This is a genomic window from Cyanobacterium sp. (assembly GCF_054166785.1).
Genome location: NZ_JBSZCP010000053.1, coordinates 1 through 14346, shown reverse-complemented (window position 1 = coordinate 14346; position 14346 = coordinate 1). Strand labels below are relative to the sequence as shown.

Annotated in this window: 8 protein-coding genes; 3 read left to right on the top strand and 5 right to left on the bottom strand. The window is 42.2% G+C overall.

From position 1 onward, the window contains the following. Nucleotides 1-44 precede the first annotated feature (44 nt). The 5 genes from ACXITR_RS10795 to ACXITR_RS10775 form a co-directional block, all read right to left on the bottom strand. On the bottom strand, nt 45-3434 hold the full coding sequence (locus tag ACXITR_RS10795; RefSeq protein WP_457997227.1) for a methyl-accepting chemotaxis protein: 3390 nt from the start codon (nt 3432-3434) through the stop codon (nt 45-47). A gap of 69 nt (nt 3435-3503) precedes the next feature. Further along, the gene (locus ACXITR_RS10790) at nt 3504-6788 is read right to left on the bottom strand and encodes a methyl-accepting chemotaxis protein (protein ID WP_457997226.1); all 3285 of its coding nucleotides are present in this window, start codon (nt 6786-6788) and stop codon (nt 3504-3506) included. 166 nt (nt 6789-6954) lie between these two features. Further along, complete coding sequence (locus tag ACXITR_RS10785) at nt 6955-7635, bottom strand: uracil-DNA glycosylase family protein (RefSeq protein WP_457997225.1); 681 nt, start codon at nt 7633-7635, stop codon at nt 6955-6957. Between the two features lie 162 nt (nt 7636-7797). Beyond that, the gene (locus tag ACXITR_RS10780) at nt 7798-9597 is read right to left on the bottom strand and encodes an ABC transporter ATP-binding protein (RefSeq protein ID WP_457997224.1); all 1800 of its coding nucleotides are present in this window, start codon (nt 9595-9597) and stop codon (nt 7798-7800) included. Nucleotides 9598-9744: 147 nt separating this feature from the next. Then, a complete protein-coding gene (locus ACXITR_RS10775) occupies nt 9745-11010 on the bottom strand; it encodes an efflux RND transporter periplasmic adaptor subunit (protein ID WP_457997223.1) in 1266 nt (421 codons plus the stop codon). A gap of 340 nt (nt 11011-11350) precedes the next feature. On the opposite strand from ACXITR_RS10775, the gene prfA reads away from it, so the two are divergent. The 3 genes from prfA to panB all read left to right on the top strand — a co-directional run bounded on the left by prfA (nt 11351) and on the right by panB (nt 14119). Further along, nucleotides 11351-12466, top strand: a complete 1116-nt coding sequence (gene prfA, locus ACXITR_RS10770; RefSeq protein ID WP_457997222.1) for a peptide chain release factor 1 — start codon at nt 11351-11353, stop codon at nt 12464-12466. Nucleotides 12467-12667: 201 nt separating this feature from the next. Further along, complete coding sequence (locus tag ACXITR_RS10765) at nt 12668-13210, top strand: DUF4040 domain-containing protein (RefSeq protein ID WP_457997221.1); 543 nt, start codon at nt 12668-12670, stop codon at nt 13208-13210. A 132-nt stretch (nt 13211-13342) separates the two neighbouring features. Further along, entirely contained in the window at nt 13343-14119 is a 777-nt protein-coding gene (gene panB / locus ACXITR_RS10760; RefSeq protein ID WP_457997220.1) for a 3-methyl-2-oxobutanoate hydroxymethyltransferase, read from the top strand. Nucleotides 14120-14346: the final 227 nt, after the last annotated feature.

Here is a 14346-nt window from a genome sequence, read left to right as displayed (position 1 = left end):
AATTTATGTTCATTATCAACTATCAATTCTCCATTATCAATTGACTACCCTACCTTAAACTGAGAAACGTTAGACTCTAACTCTTGGGCCACCTCAAGTAATTGACGGAAAGAATCAGAGAGCTTGGTTACAGATACCGTGGTTTTTTGGGCAACCCTTGCCACGTCAGTCATTTTAATCCCTACATTTTCCGAGTTTTCCGACTGTTCAAAGGCCGCCTCGGCGATCGCCTCTACTAATTCATTAATCTGAGAAGTCGCTGCGGTAATCTGGTTCAAACTTTGACGGGTTTCTTCTACAAGTTTACTTCCTTCTACCACCTGCTCGTTACCCTGTTCCATGGCTGTTACCACGATTTTGGTTTCCGAGAGAATGTCCGTAACTAGCTTATCGATGTCCGCCGTTGCCGAAGCCGACTGACTAGCCAAAGTCCTGACCTCCTCCGCAATCACCGCAAATCCTGTTCCTTGCTCCCCTGCCCGGGCTGCCTCGATGGAGGCTTTAAGAGCCAAAAGGTGGGTTTGAGCGGCAAAACGACCAATTAGAGCGACCACGTTAGAAATATTTTGGGTAGTATCTCCCAACCTTTTCATCTGTTTTGTGGCTTGTTGCACCGTAGTCCGAATTTCCATAATGGATTTTACCGTACGGTTCATGGCTACCTCTCCATTTTCCACACTTTCTTGCGCCCTTTGTAGCACTTCCTCCGCTTGTTCCGCATTTTCTGCCACTAGGGTACTAGAGTTACTCATGGCTTGAATGGTTTGGAGTGCTTGGGTGATGTTTAACACCTGCTCTTTAATTTCCGCCTGTAAAACATTAATGTCATTTTCATTAACGGTGGTGGTTTTGGTTACGGAGGTGGCGGCGGTTTGTACCTGAGATACAATTTTCCGCAAACTCTCGATGGTGGCGTTGTAGGAATCGGCGATGGTACCGATTTCGTCTTCGGTTACGGTAGCTCGAATGGTCAAATCACCATCAGAAACTGGATCTACCTGCATCAAAAGATCCAACGCTCGTTTTTGTAATAGTTCTTTTGCGTTCCTTTGTTCTTTTTCTGATACTTGTTGAGCTTCTAGGAGATTCACCCTTTCTAACCCCAATCCTACTTGGGTGGATAGTTGGCTAAACAGTTCTATTTCTCCAGACTCCCAATCACGGGGGCCAGAACACTGGTGACAGATTAATAATCCCAATAGTTTTTGATCTACGATAATGGGGGATACTAGGTTAGCAATGACCCCAAAAGGTTTTAGCTGTTGTAAGTGACATTCCGTTAAACCTGCTTTATAGATGTTAGGGGTGGCTTGGACTCGACCTTGTAAATATTTATCCACATAGCGATCTGCAAAACAGGGATCGGCTATGACAGCTCCAATGGCTTTGGGAAATTCTTCGTTTACCGACTCGGCGATAATAGTTCCCTGCCAGTTTTCGTCAAATTCATAAACTATGGTGCGATCGCACCTTAAAGCATAACGAACATCGGAAACCACTTGATTTAATAACTCTTCTCGGTTGGTTTTAGCAGCAATGGCGAGGGTAATTTCTTTAAGTTGTTCTGCACTACGGGCCGCAATCATCTGGGATTTGAGTAACCCTACCCTATCTAAAATCACCCCAAAACGTAGGGCAATTTGACTCATAAAGCTGATTTCTTTTTCTCCCCAAGTATGCTGTTTTTGGCAATGGTGAGCGATAAACAAGGCAAAAAGTTTTCCTTGACTGATGATGGGTACGACCAAATTAGATTTGATCTGTAGTCGGTACATGAGGGCTTCATGTTCGGGGGCAAATCCAGCACTATAAACATCGGTGGTGGGTACGATACGACCGTTGATATAGGCTTGTCTGAGTTCGAGGGGAATACAGGGATCGTTAATTTCTTCTTCCAAGGCACTAGAAAATCTGGGATCCCCCGCTTCATTGGAAATGTAACCACTCCAATCGGGTTTAAAACGATAGATAACGAGGCGATCAACTTTGAGAATTTTTTTAGCTTTTCTCAATGCCTTATCAAACACTTGGTTTACATCGTTTTCGTCAAGGGTACGAGAGCCTGTAATCTCTTGGAGCAAAACCCCTTTTTCGTTATCTAGTAATAATGTACCTTCGTTTTGGGCGATATTAGCCGCCAGTTCATTAAAGGTTCGAGCCAGTTTACCGATTTCGTCATCCCCTAATATTTGGGCTTGGGTATCATAGTCCCCGGCCATAAATTTTTCGGTGGTCCCTTGGAGTGCTTCTACCCTCTGGGCGATGGCTTTGCCAAGAATAACAATTAATAAAAGACTGAATAATATTACCCCGATAGCCACCTGAATCTGGAAAGTAACACTGTTCCTTAAAATAGAGTTCAAATCCCTTTCAGGAGTACCACGAACGATGATACCCACGGAATCTCCTAAGCTATTTTTGATCACTTCGGCGGTAACGGTGTGGATTTCTCCTTCGATGGCAACACGATCAGATGCAATGGCATCGGAATTTAAAAGGGCTTGTTCGAGAACTTCGTTGCTATCTAAGACAACATCTCTTTCGGCTGTCTCATCTTGTCCAAGGGAAGAAGTTGCCCGACGAAATTCATTGTCATCTAAAAGTTTATAAATGGCGGCATAACCCCCATCGAATAGATCAACGGTATTTTCAACGATGGTATATTTTCCGTTAACCACATCCCCTGATACCAGTACCCCCACCACCTGTTGACTGTTGGGGGCAAATACGGGGGTAAAGGTATAACGGATTAAGGCGGGGCTGTTGGGTTCAAATAGTCCTAGGTTGGGGGGATTTTCTCTTTCTAAGTCTTCCCATGGTACTAATTCACTGATTCTAATTTGTTCGGGGTTTTCAATGACTCTTGTTACTAAGCCGTTGGGGTCAAATAGTTCCCCCGTGCGATCGTTGTTGGCATTAACGATAATGCGGCGATCTAAACCCACGAGGGTCGCATATTCAATGTCACGAGCGGTAATTTCATTGGCAAGGATTTGGCGAATGGTGGCTTTATCCTCTGGGGTAATGGCACTACCTGCGATCGCCCCTTCAATAACTGCGGTGTTATCGGACTGACCCCGAAAACCAAAACCCATCTGATTAATTTTAATACCATACTGAACCTTGGATGATTCTAGCTCCGAGATAGACTGGTTTACTAACTGAGCTCGTCCCCCTGTAATAATCTGGGTTACACTGACTCCCACCAAAGAGGAGATCGCCACGGTTTGCGCACTTAATAATACTAATAACTGTTTTCGGCGCAAAGGAAGATCATAAAACCACTGTACCAAAGGAGAAGATTGTTTTTTAACAGTCTTAACCCTCTTAGGGGATTCAGAGGGAACATCAATTACTAAACGAGTTTGATTGTTCTGAATATTCGGCGTAAAATTATCGACGTTAAGTTGGGGTTTTTGGGGTGTTTGAGTCATGATTAATAGGAGATAACTGGATAAAAAAAGAGAAGAAAAAGGGAGAAAAAATTTCCCCCCACTAAGCCATTAGTCAACCTTGAACTTACTAACACTCATTTGTAAGTTTTCCGATACCCTAAGCAGTTTACGGAATTTACGGGATACATCATCCACCGCCGTAGAGGTATCCGAGGCAATGGAAGCCACATCCGCCATGGTTTCTGTAATTTCCTCCGAGGTTTGAGATTGTTCTGCCGCCGCCGCTGCGATCGCCGTTACCAACTGGTTAATCTGAGCCGAAGCCGCCGTAATCTGAGTCAAGGAAGAACGAGTTTCCTCCACCAACCTTGTACCCTCTACCACCTGCTCCGTACCAGTTTCCATCGCTTTTACCACCTCATTGGTTTCCTGCTGAATTTCCGCTACCACCTTCTCAATGTCCGCCGTCGCTTCTGCCGACTGACGAGCCAAAGAACGTACCTCTTCCGCTACCACCGCAAATCCTCGTCCTTCTTCCCCTGCATGGGCTGCCTCAATGGAAGCATTCAACGCCAACAGGTTCGTTTGATCCGCAAAACTACTAATTAGGTTCACAACCTTAGAAATTTTCTGGGTCGATTCCCCTAATCGTTTTACTTTCTTAGCGGTTTCTGCCACGGTTTCTCGGATAGCAAGAATACCATCTACCGTACGATTCATCGCCATTTCCCCTTCCTCTACACTGCGGTTAGACTGTTGTACCGCCTGTTCTGCCTGTTCTGCACTATCTAGTACCAAACGAGCCGACATAGAGAAAGATTGGATTCGTTCTAGGGCGGTGTTAATATCATCGGACTGACGCACAATTTCCGTGGCGAGGTTACTAATAAACTCCTCTTGCTCCGTCACAATTTCCGTAACCGCCTCAGATCCTCCCTGTACTTGAGTTACCAGTTTTCTCAAACTCTCGATGGTAGCATTATAGGAATCGGCAATGGTACCAATTTCATCCTCTGTTACCGTCGCCCTAATGGTCAAATCCCCCTGAGAAACGGGATCCACCTGCATTAACAACTCTAACGCCCGTTGTTGGATGGTTTCTTTTTGTTGTCTTTGGGTACTCTCTGCCAATTTTTGACGCTCCAAAAGTTGCACCCTTTCAAGGGCAGGACCTATCTGAGTCGCTAACTGAGAAATAAAGCTAGACTCGGACTCCGTCCAATTTCTGGGGGCAGAACATTGATGAGCAATCAATAACCCCAATAATTCCCCTTCCACAACGATGGGAGTAACCAGATTAGCTTTCACCTCAAAAGGCTCTAACTGTTCGATATGACATTTAGTTAATCCTGCGGTATAAATGTTGGGGGTAGCTTGAACCCTGCCTTGTTTATATTTATCCACATATTTATCAGCAAAACAAGGATCTTTGATCATCGCGCCCAAAGCCTTAGGAAATCCAGGTTCAACGGACTCAGCGATAACTGTACCCTTCCAATCCTCATCAAAGGTATAAATAATGACTCGATCTGCCCTCAATGCCTCCCGAGTGGCAGCCGAAGCCACATCAAAAACCTTATCCTTGGTTAAAGATTCTGCAATTTTGAAACTAATATCTTTTAGCTTCATGGAAAGGAAGCTATCTAACTGTTGATTTTCTAGTAGCATTACCCTCTCTAGGGCAGGTCCTACTTGGGTGGCAGTTTGAGTTAAAAAGTCAATTTCATAGGAGCGCCAGTTTCTGGGGGCAGAACACTGATGGGCAATCAGTAGTCCTAATAATTTACCTCCCACAACAATCGGGGCAACGAGGTTGGCTTTGACAGCAAAGGGTTCTAATTGTTTTAGGTGACAATCGGTGAGTCCTGCTTTATAAATATCATTGGTGGCTTGAACCCTACCACTGAGGTATTTGTCAATGTATTTTTCTTCAAAACAAGGGTCATGGATTCTTGCCCCAAAAGCTGCGGGGTATTGAGGATTGACCGATTCTGATACAATAGTTCCTGCCCAGGTTTCATCGAAACTATAAACCACAACCCTATCGGCAGCTAGGGCTTTACGAATTTCACTCACGGCAATGGAAAATACTTCGTTCACCTCGAAGGCTTTAGTCATTTCAAAGGTGATGTTTTTGAGAAGGTTGGACTGATTCGCAAAAATCTGTTGGTCTTGAATTAATTCCCTTAGTTGGGAGGTCATTTCGTTGAAGTTTTCCGCTAAAACGCCTATTTCGTCTTCACTGCGCACAGGAATTTCTTGATTTAAATCTCCTTCCCCAATTTGTTTTACGGCATCGGAAATTTCTTTGATGGGGCTAGTGGCTTTTTTCGCAAGATATAAGGAAGCAAGACTTACCCCTGCCCCTGTGATTACTACCCCCGCAAATAACCAACCTAGTAGGGCGCTTTTATGGGCGAAGGCGGTGCGACTGTCGAGGGTAACAAGGGTTTTCCACACCTGCTCTTGTTGTTGCCAAGTTTCAAAACCAACTAGAACTTCTTGCCCGTTTCTCACACCATCGATAACCGAGATATTAGCAAGGGCTTCGGAGTCGGTGAGGACGGTTTGGGCTTGGGGTATTACATTGCCGAGGGGTTGTCCTACGGTGGTTAAGTCTTCGGAAAATACAATATTATTTTCTTGGTCAACGATAAAGAATTCTTGCCCACTTTCAGCGATATAGCTAAATTTTTCTTTAATATTGTCAACGGAGATACCCCCTACTACTACCCCCGATATTTGATTGGCTTGGTCAAAAATGGGAGAGGCGATGAGGATATAATTCTGACCGTCAATTTCTTTTATCTGACTAATATTGCCCTGTTGACTGGTGAGAATCTGTTCGAAGTAGGATTCGGTAAACTGATTAGGTAAATTAACTTGTCCACTGGTGATGCGGGATGTGCCGTTTAGTTCAAGGACGTTAACAAAGCTATAGTCAGGATAGATTTCGAGATAACGGTTTAAATATGCTTGTTTATCGGCATCGGTGACGGGTACGCCCCTTAATTCTTGAACGGTTAGTACGTCTGATTCACTAATACTTCTAATGTTGTCGTAGCGATTGGCTAGGTATGTTTGAATTTCTCGGCTCACACTTTGAGCGCTTTGTTGGATTTGGTTATCAATTTGGTTTCTAAATTGACTATTGGTAGAAACATAACCCACTGTTCCTACTACGATAGATGGTATGACTCCCATTAAAATGGCAGTGATGGTCGCTTTATTTTTTAGGTTTTGCTTGTACCACCAGTTTGCTAAACCATTTCCTGATTTGGTGATAACTGTATTTGATGGTTTGGTTTCTGGGGATTGATCACCGTTGTTAAGATTATTAGGAAAGTTTTCATCTGGGGAGGAATGAGTTGGTTTAGGGGTAATCTGAGTCATTTAATCTGCCTCTTGTTCTGCTCTTGGAATATATATATTTTTACTTATTAATTCTGTGATGATTAATAAGATTGGGGAATACCTTTACAGTTACTATTATGAGCTATTATTTTCACATTGTGACAATATTTATATGCTGTTCGTCAATTAATTTACTTTTTTGTCGTCAAAATTCTAGTTGAGCTAACCTTGCTTGTAGCATACTGGGAAATAATCGATAGTATCTTTGATTGAGAGGGGAGGGATGGGGTAATGGTGAAATGAGGGTTTTTTTCTCACAAATATTTCCTTGGTCATCTGGGGCGCTAAGATTTACTTCGATGCTTTTTTGATAGCGATGGTCTTTATCTTCCCAAAATTGATTAAACTTTTCTTTGTCGGTGTAGGGTTGAAACCATTTAAAGGCTTCTGTGCCGAGGGTGATAATATGATTTCCTTGCCAGTGGATGGTTAATAGTTGTTCGATGAAGGGGCGAAATCTTCTTTTTACACGTACTCCATAGGCTTTGTTTTCTGGGGGTTTATAGGGTACTGTGTTAGTTAATAAAAGGCGATCGCACACAGCCATTAATTTATCCCTATCATTGGTATTTTCTTTATATATGGCACGATAAAAACCTTGGCGAACTAATGTACCAGAAGCACCGATCAATGGTTGTCCTGCCATGACTTCATCACGCCCTAAATCTCGCCCGAAAAAGCAAACGTTACTTTTTAGGTTGCCATAGTAAAGAATGGGTTTAGTAGGATCTTTTTTTGCAGATTCATATACAGGTACATCTAGTGGAAAATCAGCACTTTGGGCTTCTGTTTGAATGGCGTTGATTAGTTCTTCCAAATTTGACATGGGGGATTAGTTGATAATTGATAATTGATAATGGATAATGGATAATTACCTTAATTAGAAAAAGTATCGCTAATACTTAAGGTAAAAAAATAGAAAATCTAAACTTAAAACAAGAGTTATTCCTGTGCTTTGATGGTTTCTGGGGATCTTGATGAGGGAAAATTAAGCCATGGTAGGAAATTTTGGAATAGAGGCAATTAACTTTTTGGTGTAATCCCGTTGAGGATGGTTGATAATCTGTTCCGTGGTGGCAATTTCCTCTATTTTACCCCTATTCATGACCATGATGCGATCGCTCATAAACTTAACCACACTCAAATCATGGGAAATAAAAATATAGGTTAAACCAAAATCCCGTTGTAACTCCTTAAGTAAATTAAGCACTTGGGCTTGAATAGAAACATCCAAAGCCGACACCGACTCATCACAGATAATTAACTGAGGATTAAGAGCTAGAGCCTTTGCAATACATACCCTTTGCCTTTGCCCCCCCGACAACTCATGGGGATAACGATTAAACCAATCAGGGGACAATCCCACCCTTTCGAGTAAATAGGCAACCCTTTCTTTACGTTTACGACTATTTCCCCCCATTTTATGGATTTCCATGGGTTCGATAATGGTTTTACCGATGCTCATGCGAGGGTTAAGGGAATTGTATGGATTTTGGAAAACAATTTGCAATTCTCGGCGCAACTTGCGTAAACGAGGATCATTTTTTTTATACTTTGCTAAATCTTGCCCCAAAAACTCTATTTTCCCCGATATGGGATTGATTAACCGTAACAAAGTTCTTGCCAAAGTGGACTTCCCACAACCAGACTCCCCCACCAAACCCAGAGTTTCTCCCCCAAAAACTTGAAAGCTAACATCATCCACCGCCCAAAAATAATCCGCTGGTTTGATGCCCCAAGAGAAAATACCGGGTTTACGAAAACCAACAATTAAATTTTCCACCGCAATCAGGGGTTGATCTAATTTCACTTTTTTTGGAGGTAAATCGACTGGGGGAATTTCTCCATCATTTTCCATCAAAGAGGCTACGGTGGGTAAATAATCTCGATCCTCATCTAAGCGAGGACGACAGGCGAGTAAACCTTTTGTATAGGGGCTTTGGGGGTTTAACAAAACTTCTTGGGCTTTGCCATATTCTAAAATTTTACCCTGATACATTACCGCCAAAGAATCAGCAATATTTGCCACCACCGATAAGTCATGGGTGATAAAGATTACCGACATCTGACGGCTTCGGGCTAATTCTTTCAAAAGTTCTAAAATGGTAGCCTGTACAGTGACATCAAGGGCTGTAGTGGGTTCATCGGCGATGAGGAGACGAGGGTTACAGGAGATGGCCATGGCAATCATCACCCTTTGGAGTTGTCCTCCACTCATTTCGTGGGGGTAGCGTTTAAGAATTTCTCTTTTTCTGTCGTTTATATATTGAGTTATTTCTTTGTCGCTTGGGTTGGGGCTTTGGGTTTCTTTGTAAAAGTCTTGGGTAAGGGTGTCGTCATCGGCTAATAGTTTGACTTCCTGTAAAACGGCGATCGCCTGTCGTCGGGCTTCACTTTCGGATATTTGTTGATGTTGTAAAATGGCTTCGGTAATCTGAAAACCGATATTATACAAGGGATTTAGGGAACTCATGGGTTCTTGGAAAATCATGGCAATTTCGCCCCCTCGATATTTTCTTCTTTCTTCTTCGGTCAGGTTTTCTAAGTCTATGGGAGATGATTCGGGATCGTCTTGATACCAGATTTCACCATGGGATACCTTACCGTTACTAGGGATTAAACCCATAAGGGCTAGGGATGTGACGGATTTTCCTGAGCCTGATTCCCCGACAATACCGAGGGTTTTTCCTGCTTCTAGGTCAAAGTTTATTTTATCAACGGCGATGGAGGGTTTATTATCATCGTCAAAAAATGTTACTTCTAGTTCTTTTACGTTTAATATTTTCATCACATCCCTTGTTTTTGTTAGTGTAAAAAATAATCTTGCCCACTGTGTAGTAAATTATATATTCAATGAATTGAGCTAAGACTGAATTTTTTAGGTATTTTTTCCTTTTTCCATAGTTTACTCTCATTTTCCCATGGGAAATAACCCCTAATCATCGGAAATAATGCTGAGACTTACGGTTTGCCCATCTTCGAGGGGTTGACTACTTCTCACAATTAAACGATCTGATTCTGTTAAACCTTGGGTGACTTCGATTCTACCATTACGGTTTTCCCCGATGGTTATGGCACGAGCTATCACGGAAGGTTCGTCATTACTCTGATCGAGGACAAATACGGTTTGGTTACTGGAGTCGTTCTGGTCGTTATTACCGATGTTGAGGGCGTTTTGGGGAATAATAATGGGGGGAGTGCGGGTATCTGCAAGGGTTACTCTGGCTAATAAACCACCGTTAATGGATTGGTTGTTGGTGTCGAGGGTTATTTCTAGGGGAATTTGCCTAACGTTGGCATCAGCGACGGGGGAGATGGTGGAAACTACTCCGCTAAAGGTTTGATTGGGGAATGAGTCTAGGCGGACATTTACGGGGCTACCGATGGAAAAATCTCCTAAATCTAGTTCTGAGACGGATATTTGAACTTTTACTTGGCTAAAATCACCAATGCGCAGTATTTCCCCCCCAGGTTGCACGAGGTTTCCGGGTTGAGTAAGTCTTTCGAGGACTCGTCCTGCATTACTAGCACTGATTTGGGTGTAGTTAAGTCTTTGTTGGGCTTCGGCAATGATGGCTTCTTGGCTTTGAATTCTACCGTCGATGGCGGCTACGGAGGATTCCCTTACCCTCACCTGGGATTGGGCAGATGATACGTCTTGGAGGGCTGTTCTTTCTTCGGTTTTGGCTACTTCTAATTCCCTACGGGCGATCGCCCCTTCTCGGTTTAATTCTTCAAATCGGTTAACGTCGGCTTGGGCTTGTTGCAATCTGATACGGGCTGATTCTACCTGAGATTGAGCGTCATTTATTTCGGCAACGGCTCTTAGTCTTTCTGCCCTTAAACTAGATAGTTCCCCTTGCGCTCGGGTGAGGGCGGATCGTAAAATGGTGTCGTCTAATCTAGCAATGGTTTGTCCTGTGCTGAGGGTATCCCCTACATCCACCGCTAAACTCAGTAATTGTCCTTCTACTTGCGATCGCACTATAACTTCCCTTACGGGTTGGGTTGTGCCGATGTATTCCCTAGGGTCTTCAAGGTTTTGTCGATGAACCCTCACCGCATCCACAGAGGGTTGAGTTGATCTGCCTTGTCCTCCCCTTTGGGGTTGGGCTTGGGTCGTATCTTCCGCCATACAACCCCCTAGAAATGCACACAAAAGGGCGATCGCACATAGTTTACTGATTCTATTTACCACCATGGGAATCCTGAGCTAGTTTGAAAATAAAATTATTTTTACGGACTAAGTCTTAAGTTTTGTAAATTCTAAGACGGCTTTATTCTATCACAGGAATTTTTTTTTGTAGTTGACATGGAAGTATTTGAGAAACAAAATTGTCAACCCGTTATAGCTATTGAAGAATGGCTATATGTGGGCAGATCACTGGTTAGTTTATAATGGATGGTTAACAGCAAAAAAGGTCAATTTGTACCATAGTCTTGAGAACTGATAAACTAAAGATGTATTTCTAAAACTTTAAAACAGTTTTATCTCCCTAAAATTAAAGACTTACAGCTAATTAAATTATTATAAAAAAGAAATGGCAGAATCATATTTAATAGATAAATTAAACTCCGTTGAAACAACCTTTAACGAGTTGACAAGACGATTAGGAGATCCAGATATAGCAACGAATCCGGGGGAATTACAAAAAATTGCTAAAATGCGTTCCTCCCTAGAAGAGACGGTGATTACTTACAGTGAATGGAAACAAGCCCAAGAGGAATTGAAAGGAGCAAAAGAGATTTATAAAGAATCAAATGCTGACCCTGAAATGAAAGAAATGGCAGGGATGGAAATTCAAGAATTAGAAGAACAAATTGAACAACTAGAGGCAAAATTAAAAGTATTATTACTGCCCCGAGATCCTAATGATGATAAAAATATTATGCTAGAAATTAGGGCCGGTACTGGGGGGGATGAAGCTAGTATCTGGGCTGGGGATTTGGTGAGAATGTATTCTCGCTATGCAGAATTAGTGAACTGGAATGTCAAACTATTGAGCGAATCCCCTGCGGAGATGGGGGGCTTTAAAGAGGCTATTCTGGAAATTACTGGGGATAATGTTTATAGTCAATTAAAATTTGAAGCGGGGGTACATCGAGTACAGCGAGTACCATTGACCGAAGCTGGGGGAAGGGTTCACACATCGACCGCTACCGTTGCCATTATGCCTGAAGTGGATGATGTGGAGGTGCAAATTGACCCTAAAGATATTGAGATGACTACGGCTCGTTCTGGGGGTGCTGGAGGACAGAACGTAAATAAGGTAGAAACGGCGGTGGATTTAATGCACAAACCCACAGGAATTCGTATTTTTTGTACCGAGGAGCGATCGCAACTTAAAAACCGTGAAAGGGCGATGCAGATTTTACGGGCAAAACTCTATGAGATGAAACTGAAGGAGCAACAGGATTCCGTAAGTTCTATGCGTAAATCTCAGGTAGGTACGGGGGCAAGGTCTGAAAAAATCCGCACCTATAATTATAAAGATAATCGAGCAACGGATCACCGTTTAAATCGCAACTTTGACCTTAATTCCGTTTTAGAGGGTAAAATTGTTGATGTGATTCAGGCTTGTATTGCTCAAGATCAACAAGAAAGGTTAGAGGAAATGGCCGCTTCCCCTGATACGGCTCAAGCACTTTTAGGATAGGTGACAATGGTTTACGGTTGTAGATTGATAATCTAAACATTCTTTTCTATTTTTTTAACCTATCTATTTGTTTCAAAACGCTGTTTTTTCTTAGTAATATTTCAGCGTTTTTATTATGGTATTTTAAATCACTCTATTTTTTATTTTGGGTAATTTAAATGATTGTTTTGTTAGTTGTTAATCGTTAATTAATTATTCATTATGGATAACTTATATATATATATTATTACTGCCTTAATGCCCCTATCAGCACTGTTATTAATATTACAACCAAATCCTTATTATGCTCTAGTTATTCGGGGAATCTTAGGGGCTGTTGCCGTATTGGTCTATGTTATTTTGGGGGGAGCAGATGTGGCACTGACGGAAGCCTTAGTGGGAACTTTACTAACCATTGCCCTTTATGTTATTGCCATTCGTTCATCAATGATTGTGAAAATAGGGGTGCTGACGGAAAATGAAACTTCTACGGAGTTAAAAGAAATTAAGGATAAATTAAAGGAGGTTATTGCTCAACATTATTTAAGGTTGGAATTACTAACCTATGATACAGAAAAACAGTTAAATTATGCCCTTGAAAATGAAGATATTCATGGTATTATCACCAATGATAAATCATTAGAAAATCATCCAACAAATCCTTATAATACTATTGTTAGGATTCCTAGAATTTATGAAATTATCCAACCAGAAATTAACTATGTTTTTATGGATAAAAAGTTAGAAGGAGCGATAAAAAGTTAAGTTTTTAATATCATGTTATAGCAATTATAATGCTAACAAAATGCTCAATAATCCCCCGTAAATTTGGGAAATTGAAGATAGGAGACATACCCATAACCATGAACAACGCTATAACTATTAATTATTTCACCAATGAAAGTTACTATTCAAAAATTGTGTCAGTGGAAACAGGAAAAAAAACCCATCGTATGTTTAACCGCTTGGGATTATGCCATCGCATCCTTGCTTGATAATGCCGACATTGACTTAATTTTGGTGGGTGATTCCCTTGCTATGGTGGCCCTGGGGCATACGAATACGCTACCGATTACCCTGGAGGAGATGATACATCATACCAAGGCGGTGTGTCGGGGGGTAAAACGTTCCTTTGTGGTGTGTGATTTACCTTTTCTCACTTATCAAACCAGTGTTACCCATGCCATTGAGTCGGCGGGGAAAATTATTAAGGAAACCAATGCCGATGCTGTGAAACTAGAGGGGGGTTATCCTGCCATGGTGGAAACGGTTGGTAGATTAACGGAAATCGGGATTCCTGTGATGGCTCATGTGGGTTTAACTCCTCAGTCTGTAAGGGTTTTGGGTTATAAGCAACAGGGAAAAAGTGCGATCGCCCAGGAAACTATTTTTAATCAAGCGGTAGCCCTTGAAAAAGCAGGGGCTTTTGCCATCGTGTTGGAGCATATGACAGCGGATTTGGCCCAAAAAATTACCGATACCCTTTCCATTCCTACCATTGGCATTGGGGCGGGGAAGGGTTGTGATGGACAGGTGTTGGTAACGGCGGATTTACTTGGTTTGTCAGCAAAATCTCCCCCCTTTGCTAAGGCTTATACCGATTTAAAAACCATCATTTCTGATTCAGTTACTCAGTATGCGGAGGATGTGCGATCGCACCATTTTCCCCATTAGGTAATTGTTTATGCCCTTGAACCTCCCCCGCCTGAAGGCAAGGGGATTCCCATATAGACTCTTAACTAGACCGTAGTCCCCGTCAGAACGCCGTTACTGGGCTGTTTATTTTACTTCCACGGGCGTACCGACCGCAGAAGGATCAAAAAATTTATTTATTTTTTCGACTTTGCTATCAATGCTTTAACTTACCAAGCGCGTCACCATTACATTTTCTTGGGCGATAT